Origin of the sequence: Microbacterium sp., from assembly GCF_047605725.1 — a bacterium.
Classification (GTDB): Bacteria; Actinomycetota; Actinomycetes; order Actinomycetales; family Microbacteriaceae; genus Microbacterium.
Map to the genome: position 1 here is coordinate 1 of NZ_JASGFE010000062.1, position 15,739 is coordinate 15,739.

The following is a 15,739-nucleotide window of genomic DNA, read 5'->3' on the forward strand; positions in this document are numbered from 1 at the left end:
GGCGGGGCGCCGCCCGGGAGCTCGCCACCGAGGCACCCCTGTGCACGGTCGAGGAGCTCGGGTCGAGGGCGAGGGTGCTGCGGGACATGCTGGACCCTGCCGGAGCCGAAGAGCGCTATGCGGCTAGGTTCCAGAAATGGGCGTTCCGGTGGTCCACCACGGCAGACGGGCTGCGTTCGGCGCATATCGTGTTCGACGACGAGGGCGGTGCCTGGCTCCGGTCGTTGATGGACACCGCATTGTCACCCCGCCGTGGTGGGCCGAGGTTCGTGGCCGCGGACGAGAAGAAGCAAGCGGAACACCTCGTGAATGACCCGAGATCCAATGATCAGCTTGCGTACGACCTGTTCTTCGACGTGCTCCGCGCTGGTGCCCTCGCAGATGTGAAAGACGTGTACGGCACCAAGGAAGCAGGAGTCCGCCTCGTCACCATGACGGACAGCGTGACCGGAGAGCGCGCGCATCGGGACGCGTTCGGGCGCCTCCTCGCGACGGCACAGTCCGACGACGGATCGTTGACGATCCCCGGGTCCGTCCTCGAACGCGCCCTCTGCACCACCGGGAGCATCGAAGTCACCGTGGACACCCACGGCACCCCGCTGGACCTGGGCAGGGAAGCACGCCTGTACTCGGCCCGACAGAAACTCGTGATGGCGATCCGGGACGGCGGATGCCTGTGGCCCGGCTGCGACAGGCCCCCCGCGTACTGCGAAGCCCATCATTGTGAGCACTGGGCAGACGGCGGTGCCACCGACTGCGCGACCGGGGTCCTGCTCTGCCGATACCACCACCTCCACCTGCACAACACCGGCTGGCGCATCCAACCCTGCGCCGGCGGCGGGTTCGTGCTGCATGCCCCACCCGGCATGAACCTCGAACCCATCCCCCTCCGATCGAAATCCTCCCTCCGCTGGCTGTGGGACCCACCACCCCACCGACCCCCATGGCGCACCGCCGCATAGCGCGCGTCTGACCGGAGGTCGCCGCTGATCTCACAAGGGCTCCTGGCTGATCTCGACCGTCCGCCTCTAGCGCGAGGTGCGCACGGTGTCACTGCCCGCGGCGGCACGTCGGGCCGCCCCCGCGCCCACCGCGGCATGACGGGCCGCCCCCGCGCCTGCCGCCGCATGACGGGCGGGCCCCGCGGGCGCCGGCCGCGCGGGCGGCGACGAGGCCACCGCGGCGACGAGCTCCTCGTGTCGCGGCGCGTCGGCGGGGTACCGAGGCGCACCGGCGCCCAGCGCGAGCACCCGATCCCGCACACCGGGTCGCGCGAACACCTCCGGCGGCGCGGCGAACAGGTGCGCGATCGACACGTATGCCCGCAGCATCTCCGGATCCTTCAGCGCCGCCGCGTACAGCGCGCACGAGAGCGACCAGGCCGGATCGTCGGTGCGGTAGGTGCGCCCGGCGAGGTCGGCCATCACCTCGGCCACCCGGTGTCCGTGTTGGGCACGGGTCGCCTCATGCCACGGCGTGAGCCGCGTCTCGGTCGCGGCGTCGGCAGCGAGGGCGAACTCCACAGGGTCCGAGGGTGTGACCTCCCGCAGCACGTCGCGCAGCACCACGGCGTGCATGAGCCCCATCGCAACGCCGCGCCCGAAGGCCGGGCTCGTCGTGGCCCAGGCATCGCCGACCGTCGTCAGCCCCGTGCACACCGGCTCGCCGTCCACGACGAGGCGACTGTAACGATCGCGCGGCAGGCGCATCAGCTGCACCCCCGTGAGGGGCTCGCCGTCGAGCCATCCGTCGAGCTCCGGCACGAGGCGCGCGGCCCGCATCCAGGCGTCGGGATCGCGAAGTCCTGTGAGCGTCGCGTCGGCCGCGGCGCTCACGAGCCCCACGCCCCACGTGCCGTTGTCGCACGGCAGCGTGAGTGCGCAGTAGCCGTGGAAAAGCCGCAGCAGAGGTCCGTCGACCTCCGGCGTCCGACCGTCCCGAGAACGGAAGTGGCGCGTGTAATACACGAAGCCCTGCTCCTCGAGCCGCTCCGACGGCGGGCGGATGCCGGCCTGCACCAGGAACGCCGGGATGGGGGTGTGCCGACCGCAGGCGTCGACAACCAGATCGGCTCTCACCTCCTCGCCCGCGTCGGTGCGCACGCCCGCGACGTGCGCGGCGCCGCGTACGACGAGCGCGCTCACGCGCACTCCGCGCCGCAGCGTGACTCCGGGCCAGTGTTCGGCTGCCGCGGCCAGACCCGCCTCCAGGACGGGTCGCCGCGCCGTCACGGCCCGCAGTCGCTCATCGCCGGGCAGCGGTCCTCCCGGCACGGCCCCCAGCAGATCGACCTGAGCGGCGCCGAGGGCGGTGACCGCGGCGAGAGCCTCGGGCAGCTCCGCCGACATGAGCTCGGCCCAGCGGCCGAGCGCGAAGTGGAGGTGGTGGAACTGGGCGACCCCGGGACGGCGCCACGCCGTGAACAGTCCCTCGGCGTCGCCGGTCGGAGCTGCTGCGTCGCGCTCCAGCACAGTGACGCGGTGACCGGCGCGGGCGAGCAGCATGGCCGTGCACAATCCGGTGGGCCCTGCCCCCAGCACGAGGATCTCGGACATCTGCAACCCCTTCCCTCATCCGGCGAGCGTCGCCGTCGTGCCCAGGGTGGGGTCAGCGGATGCTCAGAGACCAGACCGATCGGTGCTCACCTGGTGCTCGGTTCGCGCGGGCGGGCGCTCACCGATCTCGATGCTCCACAGCACCTCGGCGAGCCGCTCCTGTGCGCGTGCGAGGTGCCGACGGTAGGTCGAGAAGGGCAGGTCGAGAATCTCCGCGGCGGCTTCCTGATTCGGCGCCGCATGGACGAAGGTACGGTCGAGCACGCGGGCGAGGGGCCGGTCGCGCTCGTGCACGGCCAGCTCCTCGACAGCGCCGACGACGCCGGCGTGCAGCAGCTCGGGTGACGCCCCGTCGACATCCGAGCCGATCCTCGACCCGATGAGCGGGTTCGAGCGCAGCAGGTCCGGTCGATGCAGCTCGCGCAGCGCGTCCTTCACCGCGGCCGCGAAGGCGTCTCGCGACAATGGCGCCGGTAGCAGCAGCTCCTGCGGCGGCGGGCCGCTCGTCCCGCTCAGCGCGCGATCCGATTCGAGCTCCAGCCACCGTTCGGGAGGCAGGCGCCGCCAGTCGATGCCGTACATCGTGTGGCGTCGTCCTCCGAAGTCCACCTCGAGCGCCTTCTGCAGGGCGAGATAATCGAACGCCGGGCCCCAGAACTCTGCATCCGTCGTCGTGGCGAACGACCAGGCCAGCGGCAGGGAAGTCCACAGCAGGAGGGAGCTGACGCTCGCGACGACGACCGCGTGCGGATCGCGCTCGTCCCCCTCGCGCCCGCCGAGGAACCGTGCCACCGAGACGACCTCGCCGGGACGGGCCGGTGCCGTGCGCTGCGCATGGTCGAGCACGCGGCGCGTGACGGGGTCGTCGACGTCGGGCTCTGCGCCGCAGACGGCGGTGAAGAGAAACCCCTCGACGCCCCGCGCAGAGAGCGCCACAGCCAGGTGATCCGGCTGGGCGGCGAACCAGCGCGTGGCGATGTCGGCGCCCTCCCCGCCCTCCTTCTGCCTGATGTGCTCGAGGATCCATTCGTGCTCGGTCGCTCTCGCCTCCGACACCGTCGCCGTGCCGCTGCGGCGCATCGTCCAGAATGACGCCGCGAGAGGGCTGCGTTGATGGAGAAACAGCTTCTGGTGGGCCCACAGCCGTCGTTCCGCGCCGTCCGTCGAGCGAAGGCCCGCCGCCGAGCGGAGGGACACGAAGCGGTGGATGCGGCGGTAGGTGGCCGGCGACCGCTGCCGAAGCTCTGCGCCGAGCACGTCGCGAACCAGATCGTGCGGGTAGAGGCCGTGCGTGCCGCGCGTCGTCCACGGTCGCCTCTCCAGCCACCTCCACACCTCCGGCGCGCGCCGCTCCAGGAGCTCTTCGATGAGATCCTGCGTCGTCAGCCAGACGTGGGCGCACAGCGACATCGCCAACGCGTGGTCGTCGTCGGGCGCCTCGTCCACGAGCCGCGCCGCGAGCGCTGCCACGATGTCGGGGAGCTCGTCGAGTCCCTCGGGCAGAGCGCCGGCCTGAACGGATGCCGCGAGCATTGCGAGGGTCAGCGGATGACCGCGCCCGAGTGCGACGAGGCGGTCCTGTCCGTGAGTGGGGGCACCCGCGCGCACCAGGAGCAGGCGACTGTCGACGTCGTCGAGCGGGTGCAGCTGCCTCGAGGCGGTGACCGCGCGCCAACCCGCCTCGGTCCAGCCGGGCGAGGGCGGCTCCCGGCCCGCGAGCACGATGAGCGCGTCGGCGGGGAGGGCTGCCACGAGCTCTTCCCGGACCCAGTCGTCGATCGCGGTCAGCCGCTCGTACGCGTCGATCAACATCACGCAGCCGCGCTGTTCGGCGGCATCCGCCGTCGCCGCCCGCAGCGCCTCCTCCGAGCCGCCGACGTGCTCTCCGTCGACGTCGATCACCGCGCGGCCTGCCGCCTGCGCGAGCCCGCGGAACTGCTGCAGCAGCGCCGTCTTGCCGAGTCCGCCCACGCCGTGAACGAACAACGCGCGGCGCGCCGACCCGTCGAGCATGTCACGGAAGAGCGCGAGCTCCGCGGCGCGCCCGACGAACGCCTGTGCGCGTGCCGCGTCGACGATGGACCCGATGTCGTCCGGCATCCTCGCCGTGCGCCGGGGCGCGAACCCGTCGTCGTGCGTGCTCATGATTCCTCGTGCCTATCGTCGCGCCTGGCGAGCGCGGCGACAAGGATGAGCGTGGGCAGCAGGTGGACAGGAATCGGGCTGGTGGATGAGCACCGCTCGGGGCGATCGTGGGTGTCTCCCCCGATCCACGGGGGTACGACAGAAGGAGCCATCATGTCCACTCGCGTGTTCGAGCAGTCCGAGAGCGCCACGATCGCCGACCCGTTGCCGCCCATCAGTTCGTTCCAGCTGGCGGATCTGCCCCGGCTCACCTCCGACTACCTCCACTCGGTCGGGGTCGTCGTCGACCGTGTCACCGGCAATCTCGAACCCGTGCAGCAGGGGTCGTTCTCGGTGACCGTGACCAACGGTCCGCTCCGGCTGACCGACTGGGCCCTGCACCTGACCTCGACCGAGCCCGCCGTGGCGACGATCGTGGCGACCGGGTCGCCGCTGCTCGTCTTCCGCGAGGGCGGCGGCGCCTCCTCGCCCCTGGTCCCCCGCAGCACGGATGTGGCGGACGTGTACGTCTTCTTCCAGGGCGACGCGACCGGCGACGAGCCCGACTCGGTGCTGGAGGCGAACGAGGTGCAGAGCTTCCGCTTCACCTACAAGGCGATCGGGCGCGGCGAGGGGCTGTTCACCGCCCGGGTGCACGGCACGGTCGACGTCGAGTCGTTGTTCCCGCGCGGGCCCGGCACAGAGGCCTCGGCCGAGGTCACGGTGCTGCGCGATCGGAGCTGACCTCAGCCGTCCGCGTGGCCCGCGATCACGGCGGCCAGCCGGTCGACCGCGGTCGCGTAGCCGGGCACGCCCTCCCCCACGACGTGAACGACGGCGACGTCGGCCACGTACGAGTGGTGGCGGAACGGCTCGCGCGTGGTCACGTCGCTGATGTGCACCTCGGCCACCGGGAGGCCGACGGCCGCCAGTGCGTCGCGCAGCACCACCGAGGTGTGCGTGAGCCCGGCCGGGTTGATGACGATGCCGACGCAGTCGGCGCGGGCGGCGTGGATGGCGTCGATCAGCACGCCCTCGTGGTTGCTCTGCACCGCGCGCACCTGCAGACCCTGCGCGGCGGCGGTGCGCGTCACGAGCGCCTCCACGTCGGCGAGCGTCTCGTGCCCGTACACGTCGGGCTCGCGCACTCCGAGCAGGTTCAGGTTCGGGCCGTTGACCAGGAGCAGGGTGGGCGCTGTCACACCGATCAGCGTACCGAGGCGCCGCGTCGCGTCGAGCGCACCAGGTGACCATTCACGCCCACCCAGGCACACGGAAGCCTTCACTTGGCGCGTTTGGTCGCGTCAGCCGCCGCGCGTGACCATATGCGCCCACCCAAGCGACCGCGACCCTGGCTGACTTGGCGCGTTTGGTCGCGTCGCGCGCGGCGCGTGACCATATACGCCCACCCAAGCGCGCACCAGGCACGACCGGAAGGGGGTTCGCCTGGCGCGTCAGATCACCTCCGGTCAGCTGAGGGCGAGCTCGCGCAGCAGCAGCCGCGCCGTCACTTCACCGCGCGCCGCACGCGGATCGTGGCGACCTGGAACGGACGCAGCTCCAGCGTCACGCACGCCCCGCCGTCGAACGCGGCGAAGGGCAGGTCGTCACGATCGTCCTCGATGAGGCTCGTCGAGCGGATGCCGCCGACCTCGCCGGCGCGCACCGTGAGGTCGGTGCGCGCCCGTCCGCCGCGCGACTCGTAGACGCGCACGATCAGGTCACCGCTGCGATCGTCGGCGAGCTTGACGGCGCTGACGAGCACAGCCGGATGCGACGACTCCACGAGGGGCGCCACGGGGGCGCCGGCGGCGGCGCGCAGCGGCGCGTTCAGTCGCCACGCAGCCTCGGTGGCCTCCGCGGCATCCGCGCCGATCAGCAGGCCGAACCGCATCGTCTGCACACCGAGGTCGGCGCGCGGGTCGGGGAACCGCGGCGCCCGCAGCATCGAGAACCGCGCGTCCTGGGTGATGCGTCCGTCGCGCGGCACCCGTACGACGTCGAAGCCGTAGCTGGAGTCGTTGAGGAAGGCGACTCCGAAGCCCGGCTCCTCCACGAGGAACCAGCGCTGCGTGTGCGTCTCGAAGCGCGCCTCGTCCCACGTCGTGTTCTCGTGGGTGGGGCGGGAGTGGAAGCCGAACTGCGTCTCGGCCGCGGCGCGGTCGGTGAACACGTCCACCGGGAAGGCGAGCTTGAGGAACTTCTCGACCTCGTGCCAGTCGACCGTGTTGTCGATGAGCAGCGTGCGCCCGTCGTCGGCGAGGAAAAGCCGCTGCTCGATGCGGGACTGTCCGAACGTGCGCGTCACGACGACGGCATCCCCGTCGATGCGCACCTCGTCGGCCTCGACGAGGTCGGTGACCATGCCGCGGTAGTGACGGTCGACGTCCCACGCGTCCCACTGGTTCGGGAAGTCCTGGTGCAGTTGCAGCAGGTTCCCGCGCGTGCCCGCGGGCAGCACCTCCCGCCCGTCGCGGCGGTCCACGGCGCTCGTGACGTGACCGGCGTCATCGATCACGATCCGCACGGCGTCGCTGGCGAGGACGAACGCGTCGCCGTCGCGCACGACGCTCGCCCCCGGAGCGGATGCCGGCACCGCGACCGCCCCGGCCGGAACGCCGTCTGCGGCCACCGGCGCGGCGTTCGCGCGCAGCGGACCCCCGGCGTCGAGCGCGACCCCGAGTGCGGCGAGGGCGTCGGTCACGAGGCCGTCGAGCGTCGCCGCGATGCCGCGGTAGCGCTCGGCCGCCTCCCGGTGCACCCACGCGATCGACGAGCCGGGCAGGATGTCGTGGAACTGATGCAGCAGCACGTCGCGCCACACGGCGTCGAGAGCGTCGTACGGGTAGGGACGGCCGGTACGCACCGCGGCGACCGCCGACCACAGCTCCGCCTCGCGCAGCAGCTGCTCGCTGCGGCGATTGCCCTGCTTCATGCGGTGCTGCGTGGTGTAGGTGGCGCGGTGCTTCTCCAGATACAGCTCTCCGCGCCACACGGCGGGGTGCGCCAGCTCCTCCCGCGCGCGGGCGAAGAAGGCGTCGGGGTGCTCCCACGCCACCCGGGGACTCCCCTCCAGGTTCGCGAGCCGGCGGGCGCGGGCGATCATCTCGCGCGTCGTGCCGCCGCCGCCGTCGCCCCAGCCGGTGGGAGCAAGCGACGAGGACGCGACCGCCTTCTCCTGGAACCGACCCGCGGCGCGGGCCAGCTCCTCGGCGGACAGCTGCGCGTTGTACGTGTCGACGGGCGGGAAGTGCGTGAAGATCCGCGAGCCGTCCAGACCCTCCCAGAGGAAGGTGTGGTGCGGGAAGCGGTTGCGCTCGTTCCAGGAGAGCTTCTGGGTCAGGAACCACTCGAAGCCGGCCCCGACGATCAGCTGTGGGAGCGCACCCGAGTACCCGAAACTGTCCGGCAGCCACACCCCGCGGCACGTGATGCCGAACTCCTCGCGGAAGAACCGCTGCCCGTAGGCGAACTGCCGGATCATCGCCTCGCCGCCGGGCAGCACGGCATCCGCCTCGACCCACATGCCGCCCACGGGCACGAACCTGCCCGCGGCGACGGCATCCTTCACGCGCTCCCACACCTCGGGCCGGTGCTCCTTGAGCCACGCGTACTGCTGAGCGCTCGACATCGCGTAGACGAACTCGTCGTGCTCCTCCAGCAGCGTCGCCATCGAGCTCGTGGTGCGGGCGACCTTGCGGACGGTCTCGCGCAGCGGCCACAGCCACGCGGAGTCGATGTGCGCGTGACCGACGGCGCTGACGCGGTGGGCGGATGCCTCGGCGGGGGCGCTCAGCACCTCGACGAGCTCGGCGCGCCCCGCGGCGGCGGTCTCGGCCACGTGCTGCAGGTCGATGCGGTCGAGCGCGCGGTCGAGCGCGTGCAGGATGCGCGCGCGCCGGGCCGACGACCCGGGCAGCTGTTCGGCCAGCTGCAGCAGCACTTCGACATCGTGCACGAGCTCGAAGACCTCCTCCTCGAACACGGCGACGTTGGCGCGGCGGAGGCGGTACAGGCGCTTGTCGCCGGCGGTGTCCCACTCGCCCTGCTCGGTCGGGAGGAAGGGGTGGCTGCCGAGGATCACCGGGTTGGATGCCGCCTCGACGAACAGCTCGATCGCCTCGCCGCCGACGGCGGCGCGGCTGATCGGCACCCATTGCGCGCGCGGGTGGAGGGAGCGCACCGGCGTGCCGTCGGCGAGGTGGACCAGTCCCTCGGCCTGGAATCCGGTGCGCTTGACGTCGAACCCGAGGTCGATGACCGCCTCCACGCGGCGCCCGGCGAACCCGGCGGGGACCTCACCGGTGATGCGGAACCAGGTCGTGTCCCATGCGCGTCCCCACAGGGCTCCGACCGCGATCGGCTCGTACTCGGCGGAAAGGCCCTGCGCGACGGGGACGGGCTCGCCGCCCACGCGGTGCGCGGCGAGCGTCAACGGATGCGGGTGCGAGTGGATCGCCGGTCGCAACCGCTCCTCCAGCACTCGGGTCACCCGGCGGACGGTGAGCTCGGTATCGTCGTGCATGGGGCCCCCTCGCCTCGTCCGATGGTCCTACGCCCCGAGCAGGTCGGCGCGATGCACGAGTGCGGCCGCACCCACTAGAGGCGCGTCGCCGCCGAGCCGGGCGCGCACGACCCGCAGCCGCCGGGCGAACGCGTTGACCGAGTGCGCGTGCGCTGCGTCCTCGACGCGCTGGGCGTAGTCGTCGGCGACGAACGAGAACCCGCCGCCGACGACCGCCAGCTCCAGGTCGAGCAGCGTCGACGCGTTCGCGAGCCCCGCCCCCACGGCGCGCGCCGAACGGTCCACCGCGGCGATCGCGATCGGGTCCCCGGCTCGGAACGACGCCGCTAGCTCTTCCCCGTCGGACCCGACCCAGCCCTGCGCGCGCGCCCACGCGACGCTGTGCGGACCGGAGCCGATGCCCTCCACGGTCGCGGCGGCCACGTCTGCGCCGACCCGCTCGACGACGACCTGACCGAGGTGCCCGGCATTGCCGGAGGCACCGGCGACGAGCCGCCCGTCGGAGACGATCCCGCCGCCGATCCCGGTGGAGACGACGAAGACGACGGCGTCGCGGACGCCCCGGGCGGCCCCGAGCCAGAGCTCGGCCAGCGCGATGCACGTGCCGTCCAGGCGCAGCGTGACGTCTTCCAGACCGGATGCCGCCCGCACGAGCTCCACCACGGGGAAGTCGCGCACGGCGGGAAGGTTCACCGGCGATATCGTTCCGGCCCCGAGGTCGACCGGGCCGGCCGCCCCGACGCCCGCGGCGACGACCTCGACGTCGCCTGCCCTGCCCAGGCATTCGCGCACGACGTGGTCGACGGCATCCCGCAGCACCGACGGATCGGCCGCGGCGGCCGCCCCCGTCTCGGCGCGCACGCGGGTCGCCCCGTCGACGACGCCGGCGTCGTCGACGAGCGCGGCCTCCACCTTGGTGCCGCCGAGGTCGATCGCGAGAGCTGCAGTCACCCGGTCATGGTATCGATCGGGCGACCCGGCCGCCTCGCTCGGCGTGGCCGACGCACCGAGAGCCTGCGCGCAATTCAGGCAGAATGCCCGCGCCCCCCGGCCGCCTCCCGCGCGCAGGCGCGATTTGCCTGAGTTATGCACGCAGCACCCGCCGACCCCCCGCGCGGCGCACCAATCGGACCGGTGCTACGCGGCGATCTCCTGGTACGCGGCGAACAGCAGCGACTCGTCCGGCGCCTGCAGCACGGTCGGGCGGGCGATGTCGTCCAGCACGATGAAGCGCAGCATCGCGCCGCGGGCCTTCTTGTCGCGCTGCATCGTGGCCAGCAACTGCGGCCATGCGCCGGCACGGTACGTCGTGGGCAGGCCGAGAAGCTCGAGGACGCGGCGCTGACGCTGCACCGCGGCATCCGAGAGCCTGCCGGCCAGCCGCGACAGCTCGGCCGCGTACATCATCCCGACCGAGATCGCCGCTCCGTGCCGCCACCGGTAGCGCTCGGCGTGCTCGATGGCGTGGCCCAGGGTGTGGCCGTAGTTGAGGATCTCGCGCAGCCCGTGCTCGCGGAGGTCCTCGCCCACGACGCGCGCCTTCATGTCGATGGCGAGCTCGATGCAGCGCCGGAAGGCGGCGCTGCGCGGGTCGACGACGGCGGCCGGATCGGCCTCGATCAGGTCGAGGATCTCCGGGTACCAGATGAAGCCCGCCTTGATCACCTCCGCGAAGCCGGCGACCCGCTCGTTCGGCGACAGCGTGTCGAGCAGGTCGAGGTCGCACACGACTGCCCGGGGCGGCCAGAACGCGCCGACGAGGTTCTTGCCCTCCGCGGTGTTGATTCCGGTCTTTCCGCCCACGGCGGCGTCCACCATGCCGAGCACCGTCGTGGGCGCCTGCACCACCGCGACGCCCCGCAACCACGTCGCCGCCACGAAGCCGGCGAGGTCGGTGACCGCTCCCCCGCCGAAGCCGACCACCGCATCGGTGCGCGTGAAGTCGGCCTGCCCCATGATCTGCCAGCAGAAGGCCGCGACCTCCACGCGCTTGCCCTGCTCGGCATCGGGCACCTCGGCCAGCAGAACCTGCCGCTCGGTCCCGAACTCCGCACGCAGCGCCTCGGCCTGCTCGGCGAGGGTCGGCGGGTGCACGACGAGCACTTTGCGCGCTGCAGGCGGCAGGGCGCCGGCGAGCAGCGGCAGGATGCCGCGGCCGATCGTGACGGCGTAGCCCGGGTCGCCCGCGACCTGGATGATCGTGGTCTCACTCATGCGCGGCTCCTCCGGCCCACTCGGCGATGCGATCGACGACGTCCTGCAGCGGGCCGGACGACGTGTCGAACACGACGTCGGCGAGGCTGTCGTAGAGCGGACGCCGCTCCTCGTAGACGCGCTGCCAGCGGTCGAGCGGGCTCTCCTCGTCGCTGCGCAGCAGGGGGCGCCTGGTCCCCTGCACCCGGCCGGCCACGACGCGCCGCGACACGGTCAGCAGCACCACGCGGTGCGCGGCGAGGTCTGCCTGCGTGCGGGGGTCGAGCACCGCCCCGCCCCCGAGTGCCACGACGCCGCCGCTGGCCAGCGCCGTGCGGACCGCCTCGCGCTCCAGCGCGCGGAACGCCGCCTCGCCCTGGGCGGTGAACAGCTCGTCGATCGGTCCGTGCGCGGCCACCACCGCGGCGTCGGTGTCGGCGAACGGCACGCCGAGCGCCTTCGCGACGCGTCGGCCGATCGAGGTCTTTCCCGCGCCCATGGGGCCGATGAGCACGAGGGCAGGCGCGCTCATCCGAGGGAGTCGTCGCTGTCGGATGCCGTGTGCAGCGTGTCCGGGATGGCGGCGAGGTAGCCGTCGAGGTTGCGGCGGGTCTCGGCCACGCTGTCACCGCCGAACTTCTCCAGCACCACCTCGGCGAGGACGATCGCGACCATCGCCTCGGCGACGACCCCCGCGGCGGGCACCGCGCACACGTCGGAGCGCTGGTGGTGGGCCGAGGCCGTGCCCCCCGTGGCGACATCCACCGTGCGCAGCGCCTTCGGGACGGTGGCGATCGGCTTCATGCCTGCGCGCACGCGCAGCACGGTGCCGGTGGACATGCCTCCCTCGGTGCCGCCGGCCTTGTCGCTGGAGCGCACGATGCCCTCGTCGGTGGCGAACAGCTCGTCGTGCGCGGCCGAACCGCGGCGGCGCGTGGTCTCGAAGCCGTCGCCGACCTCGACGCCCTTGATCGCCTGGATGCTCATGAGCGCCTGCGCGAGCTTGGCGTCGAGCCGCCGGTCCCAGTGCACGTGCGAGCCGAGACCCGGCGGCAGGCCGTAGGCGAGCACCTCGACGATGCCGCCGAGCGTGTCGCCGTCCTTGCGGGCGGCATCGACCTCGGCGACCATCGCAGCGGAGGTCTCGGGGTCGAAGCAGCGCAGCAGGTCCTCGTCGAGCGTGCCGACGTCGTCGGGCGTGGGCAGGGGGGCGCCGTCGGGCACGCGCACCGGCCCGATCGACAGCGTGTGGCTGACGAGTCGGATGCCGAGTTCGCCGAGGAACGCGCGGGCGAGCGCACCGAGCGCGACGCGCGCCGCCGTCTCACGGGCGCTGGCGCGCTCGAGGATCGGCCGCGCCTCGTCGAAGCCGTACTTCTGCATGCCGACGAGGTCGGCGTGCCCGGGGCGCGGACGGGTGAGCGCGGCCCCGCGCCCGCGCGAGCGCTCGGTGAGCTCGACCGGCTCGGCGCTCATGACCTCGACCCACTTCGGCCACTCCGTGTTGCCGATGCGCAGCGCGATGGGACTGCCGAGCGTGAGCCCGTGGCGGACGCCCGCGGAGATCGTGAGCTCGTCCTCCTCGAACTTCATGCGCGAGCCGCGGCCGTAGCCGAGCTTGCGACGGGCGAGGTCGGCCTGGATCGCGGCACGGGACACCGGGACCCCGGCGGGGAGCCCCTCCATGAGGGCGACGAGTTCGGGGCCGTGGGATTCGCCGGCCGTGAGCACGCGGAGCATTCGACTATCCTCCCACGAGCGCGCCGCGCATCGCGGCGAGCACCGCCTCCTCGCCCGGCAGCGGCGCGTCGACGTCGCCGGTCCCGAAGAGGCGGATCTGCAGTACGGCCTGGTGCAGCAGCATCCCCTCCCCGCCGAGCACCCGCCCCCCGGCCCGCTGCCACGCCGTCGCGAGTGCGGTGGCCCCGTGACCGTAGACGACGTCGAAGAGGATGCCGCCGGCATCCGCGAGCCTGCTCACCACCGGCTCAGGCAGCTCGGCCCCGCCGGGGAGCGTGGAGATCGTCAGCGGAGCGTCACTGGCCGCGGGCTGCGCAAGCGACGCACCCCGCACGACCACGCCGCACCGCGCAGCGACGGGCCGCAGCGTCTCGATCGCCTCGGGGCGCCGGGCGACGACCTCCACCTCATCCGCGCCCAGCTCGGCGAGCGCCACGAGCGCCGAGGTCGCTGTCGCGCCCGCGCCCACGATTCGCCCGCGGGCCACGTGGTCCACGCCCGCCTCGTCGAGAGCGCGCACGATGCCTCCGACATCGGTGTTGAACCCGAGCGGGCCGGCCGCGGCCAGCACGAGCGTGTTGACCGCACCGGTCGCCTCCGCCCGCGTATCGCGGTGCACCGCGACACGGAAGGCCGCGCCCTTGAGCGGCATGGTCAGCGACAGCCCGCGGTACGCGGCATCCAGCCTCGCCAGCTCACGGTCGAACGACGCCTCGTCCACACGGCGTCTGCCGTACGACCAGTCCCACCCGAGCCGCGCATACGCGGCGGCATGGATCGCCGGCGACAGGCTGTGCGCGATGGGGTCGCCCCATACCTCCAGACGCGTGCCGGGCATGGGTCAGCAGTCCTCGCTGTCGTTGGCCTCGCACCACTGCTGCCACTGCTCGACGTACGTCAGATGCTCCGCGTAGGTCTCGGTGAAGACGGTCTCACCCGTCTCCAGGTTCACCGTGACGAAGTACAGCCACGGCCCGTCGGCGGGGTGGAGCGCGGCGTCGATCGCGAGCTCACCGGGGTTCGCGATGGGACCGATGGGAAGGCCCGTGTGGACGTACGTGTTCCACGGGTTGTCGTCCTTCTGCGCCTCATCGGACGTGCTCACGGTGCCGTCGTGCATTTCGCCGTAGCCGTACTGAGCGGTGGAGTCCATCTGGAGCATGCCGTGCACCTCGTTGTCGGTGGACGCCAGACGGTTCACGATCACGCGCGACACCTTGTAGAAGTCGGCCTCGAACCGCGCCTCGCGCTGGATGATCGAGGCGATCGTGAGGATCCGCTGCCGGTCGTCGACCGGCACTCCGGCCTCATCGAGCGCGGTGAAGGTGCGGTTGACGAGGGTCCGGATGACGGTCTCGGCGGTGACGCCCGGGTCGAAGTCGTAGGTGGCCGGGAACAGCCAGCCCTCCAGGCTCTGCGCGTCGACCCCGTATCGGGAGGGGTCCGCCGTGGCCGCCTCCAGATCGGCGAGCGGGATGCCGGTGGCCTCCTCGATGCGCGTGAGCGTCTGTGCGACGGTGAGCCCCTCCCGCAGCTGCACCTCGCTCTCGCGTCGGTTGTCGGGGTCGAGGATGGCGGCCAGCGCCGCCTCTGCGGTCATCTTCTCGTGCAGCGCGAAGACGCCGGGCTCGAACGCCGGGTTCTGCTTCGTCTCGAGCAGGAACTCGTAGAAGACGCCTTCCGTCTTGGTGACTCCGGCCTCGTACAGCGTCGCGGAGATCGACTCGCCGGTGTCTCCCGCCACGACGGTCACGAACACCTCGTCGCCCTCCATGCCCGCGGCGTAATCGCTGCTGCCGTTCCAGCCGAGCGCATCGCGGATCCGATCGCCGAACACCGCCCAGCCGGCGAGGGCCACCAGCACGAGCAGCACGACGAACGCGACCAGTCGGCGCCGCCGGGCGACCCGGCGGCGCCTCGCCGCGCGGACGGAGTCGTGCGCGGGCGTCGCCGAGGCCCCACCGCCGGTCGAGGTCGGAAGCCGCTGGAACAGGTCGGCGAACTCGTCGTCGGACGCCGGTTCCTGCGGTGACCTGTCGGGCATGCGGGCGCTCCTATGGGCTGGTCAGCGGCGCACCGGTCGGGATGCCGGTGCTCTTCTCGACGTCGATGGCCTGCTGCAGCAGGACGACGGCGGCGAGTTGGTCAACAATGCTACGAGACGATCGCTGAGAGCGGCCCGCATCGCGCAGCGCCGCGTGGGCGGAGACGGTGCTGAGCCGCTCGTCGACGAGCCGCACCGGCAGTCCGGATGCCGCTGCGAGCTCCGCCGCGAACGACCGCGCGTCGGCGGTCGAGGCCGTCTCGTCACCGCTCAGGCTGATCGGCAGCCCGACCAGCAGCTCCATCGCCTCGTACTCGGCGGCGAGCTCCGCGACGCGCGCGACGGCGTGCTCGTCGCGGCGGACCGTCTCCACCGGCACGGCGAGGAGTCCGTCCGGGTCGCAGCGCGCCACCCCGACCCGGGCCTTTCCCACGTCGACGCCCAGGCGCACCCCGCGCCGGAACCCGCTCACGCGCGGAGCCCGCTCGCCACCCGCGTCATGCGCCCGCCGTCGCCGCGACGACCGCGGCCAGCGCGGCCGGCAGCGCCGCGGCATCC

13 protein-coding genes are annotated in these 15,739 nt (G+C 72.6%); 2 read left to right on the forward strand and 11 right to left on the reverse strand.

What is annotated here, in order from left to right; all coding sequences use genetic code 11:
• On the forward strand, positions 1-962 hold a 962-nt coding region (locus QM641_RS11645), incomplete at its 5' end, for a DUF222 domain-containing protein (protein ID WP_415116645.1).
• A gap of 66 nt (positions 963-1,028) precedes the next feature.
• On the opposite strand, the gene QM641_RS11650 is transcribed toward QM641_RS11645, so the two are convergent.
• Both QM641_RS11650 and QM641_RS11655 read right to left on the reverse strand, forming a co-directional pair.
• Complete coding sequence (locus QM641_RS11650; RefSeq protein ID WP_415116647.1) at positions 1,029-2,555, reverse strand: FAD-dependent oxidoreductase; 1,527 nt, start codon at positions 2,553-2,555, stop codon at positions 1,029-1,031.
• A gap of 63 nt (positions 2,556-2,618) precedes the next feature.
• Positions 2,619-4,700 carry a hypothetical protein gene (locus QM641_RS11655; RefSeq protein WP_415116649.1) on the reverse strand — a complete coding sequence of 694 codons (2,082 nt, stop codon included), beginning with the start codon at positions 4,698-4,700 and terminating at the stop codon, positions 2,619-2,621.
• Positions 4,701-4,853: 153 nt separating this feature from the next.
• On the opposite strand from QM641_RS11655, the gene QM641_RS11660 reads away from it, so the two are divergent.
• On the forward strand, positions 4,854-5,423 hold the full coding sequence (locus QM641_RS11660) for a hypothetical protein (protein WP_415116651.1): 570 nt from the start codon (positions 4,854-4,856) through the stop codon (positions 5,421-5,423).
• Positions 5,424-5,425: 2 nt separating this feature from the next.
• Here the strand turns inward: QM641_RS11660 and QM641_RS11665 are convergent, their stop codons facing one another.
• The 9 genes from QM641_RS11665 to ruvX all read right to left on the reverse strand — a co-directional run bounded on the left by QM641_RS11665 (position 5,426) and on the right by ruvX (position 15,653).
• A complete protein-coding gene (locus QM641_RS11665; RefSeq protein WP_415116653.1) occupies positions 5,426-5,881 on the reverse strand; it encodes a type II 3-dehydroquinate dehydratase in 456 nt (151 codons plus the stop codon).
• Positions 5,882-6,186: 305 nt separating this feature from the next.
• Entirely contained in the window at positions 6,187-9,204 is a 3,018-nt protein-coding gene (locus QM641_RS11670) for an alpha-mannosidase (RefSeq protein ID WP_415116655.1), read from the reverse strand.
• A gap of 27 nt (positions 9,205-9,231) precedes the next feature.
• Complete coding sequence (locus tag QM641_RS11675; RefSeq protein ID WP_415116657.1) at positions 9,232-10,155, reverse strand: ROK family protein; 924 nt, start codon at positions 10,153-10,155, stop codon at positions 9,232-9,234.
• A gap of 186 nt (positions 10,156-10,341) precedes the next feature.
• A complete protein-coding gene (gene aroB / locus QM641_RS11680; protein ID WP_415116659.1) occupies positions 10,342-11,418 on the reverse strand; it encodes a 3-dehydroquinate synthase in 1,077 nt (358 codons plus the stop codon).
• Positions 11,411-11,929: a shikimate kinase gene (locus QM641_RS11685; protein WP_415116661.1), complete on the reverse strand. Its 519-nt coding sequence runs from the start codon at positions 11,927-11,929 to the stop codon at positions 11,411-11,413. Before QM641_RS11685 ends, aroB begins: the two co-directional genes overlap by 8 nt.
• The gene (aroC, locus tag QM641_RS11690; RefSeq protein WP_415116663.1) at positions 11,926-13,137 is read right to left on the reverse strand and encodes a chorismate synthase; all 1,212 of its coding nucleotides are present in this window, start codon (positions 13,135-13,137) and stop codon (positions 11,926-11,928) included. Before aroC ends, QM641_RS11685 begins: the two co-directional genes overlap by 4 nt.
• Positions 13,138-13,141: 4 nt before the next feature.
• The gene (locus QM641_RS11695) at positions 13,142-13,975 is read right to left on the reverse strand and encodes a shikimate dehydrogenase family protein (RefSeq protein WP_415116665.1); all 834 of its coding nucleotides are present in this window, start codon (positions 13,973-13,975) and stop codon (positions 13,142-13,144) included.
• Positions 13,976-13,978: 3 nt separating this feature from the next.
• A complete protein-coding gene (gene mltG, locus QM641_RS11700; protein WP_415116667.1) occupies positions 13,979-15,181 on the reverse strand; it encodes an endolytic transglycosylase MltG in 1,203 nt (400 codons plus the stop codon).
• A 10-nt stretch (positions 15,182-15,191) separates the two neighbouring features.
• Positions 15,192-15,653, reverse strand: a complete 462-nt coding sequence (gene ruvX, locus QM641_RS11705; protein ID WP_415116669.1) for a Holliday junction resolvase RuvX — start codon at positions 15,651-15,653, stop codon at positions 15,192-15,194.
• Between the last annotated feature and the right edge of the window lie 86 nt (positions 15,654-15,739).

Coding starts and splice junctions, on each gene's coding strand:
- aroC (WP_415116663.1), bottom strand. CDS start 13,137: ATGCTCCGCGTGCTCACGGCCGGCGAATCCCACGGCCCCGAACTCGTC.
- QM641_RS11650 (WP_415116647.1), bottom strand. CDS start 2,555: ATGTCCGAGATCCTCGTGCTGGGGGCAGGGCCCACCGGATTGTGCACG.
- QM641_RS11670 (WP_415116655.1), bottom strand. CDS start 9,204: ATGCACGACGATACCGAGCTCACCGTCCGCCGGGTGACCCGAGTGCTG.
- QM641_RS11660 (WP_415116651.1), top strand. CDS start 4,854: ATGTCCACTCGCGTGTTCGAGCAGTCCGAGAGCGCCACGATCGCCGAC.
- QM641_RS11685 (WP_415116661.1), bottom strand. CDS start 11,929: ATGAGCGCGCCTGCCCTCGTGCTCATCGGCCCCATGGGCGCGGGAAAG.
- QM641_RS11695 (WP_415116665.1), bottom strand. CDS start 13,975: ATGCCCGGCACGCGTCTGGAGGTATGGGGCGACCCCATCGCGCACAGC.
- aroB (WP_415116659.1), bottom strand. CDS start 11,418: ATGAGTGAGACCACGATCATCCAGGTCGCGGGCGACCCGGGCTACGCC.
- QM641_RS11655 (WP_415116649.1), bottom strand. CDS start 4,700: ATGAGCACGCACGACGACGGGTTCGCGCCCCGGCGCACGGCGAGGATG.
- mltG (WP_415116667.1), bottom strand. CDS start 15,181: ATGCCCGACAGGTCACCGCAGGAACCGGCGTCCGACGACGAGTTCGCC.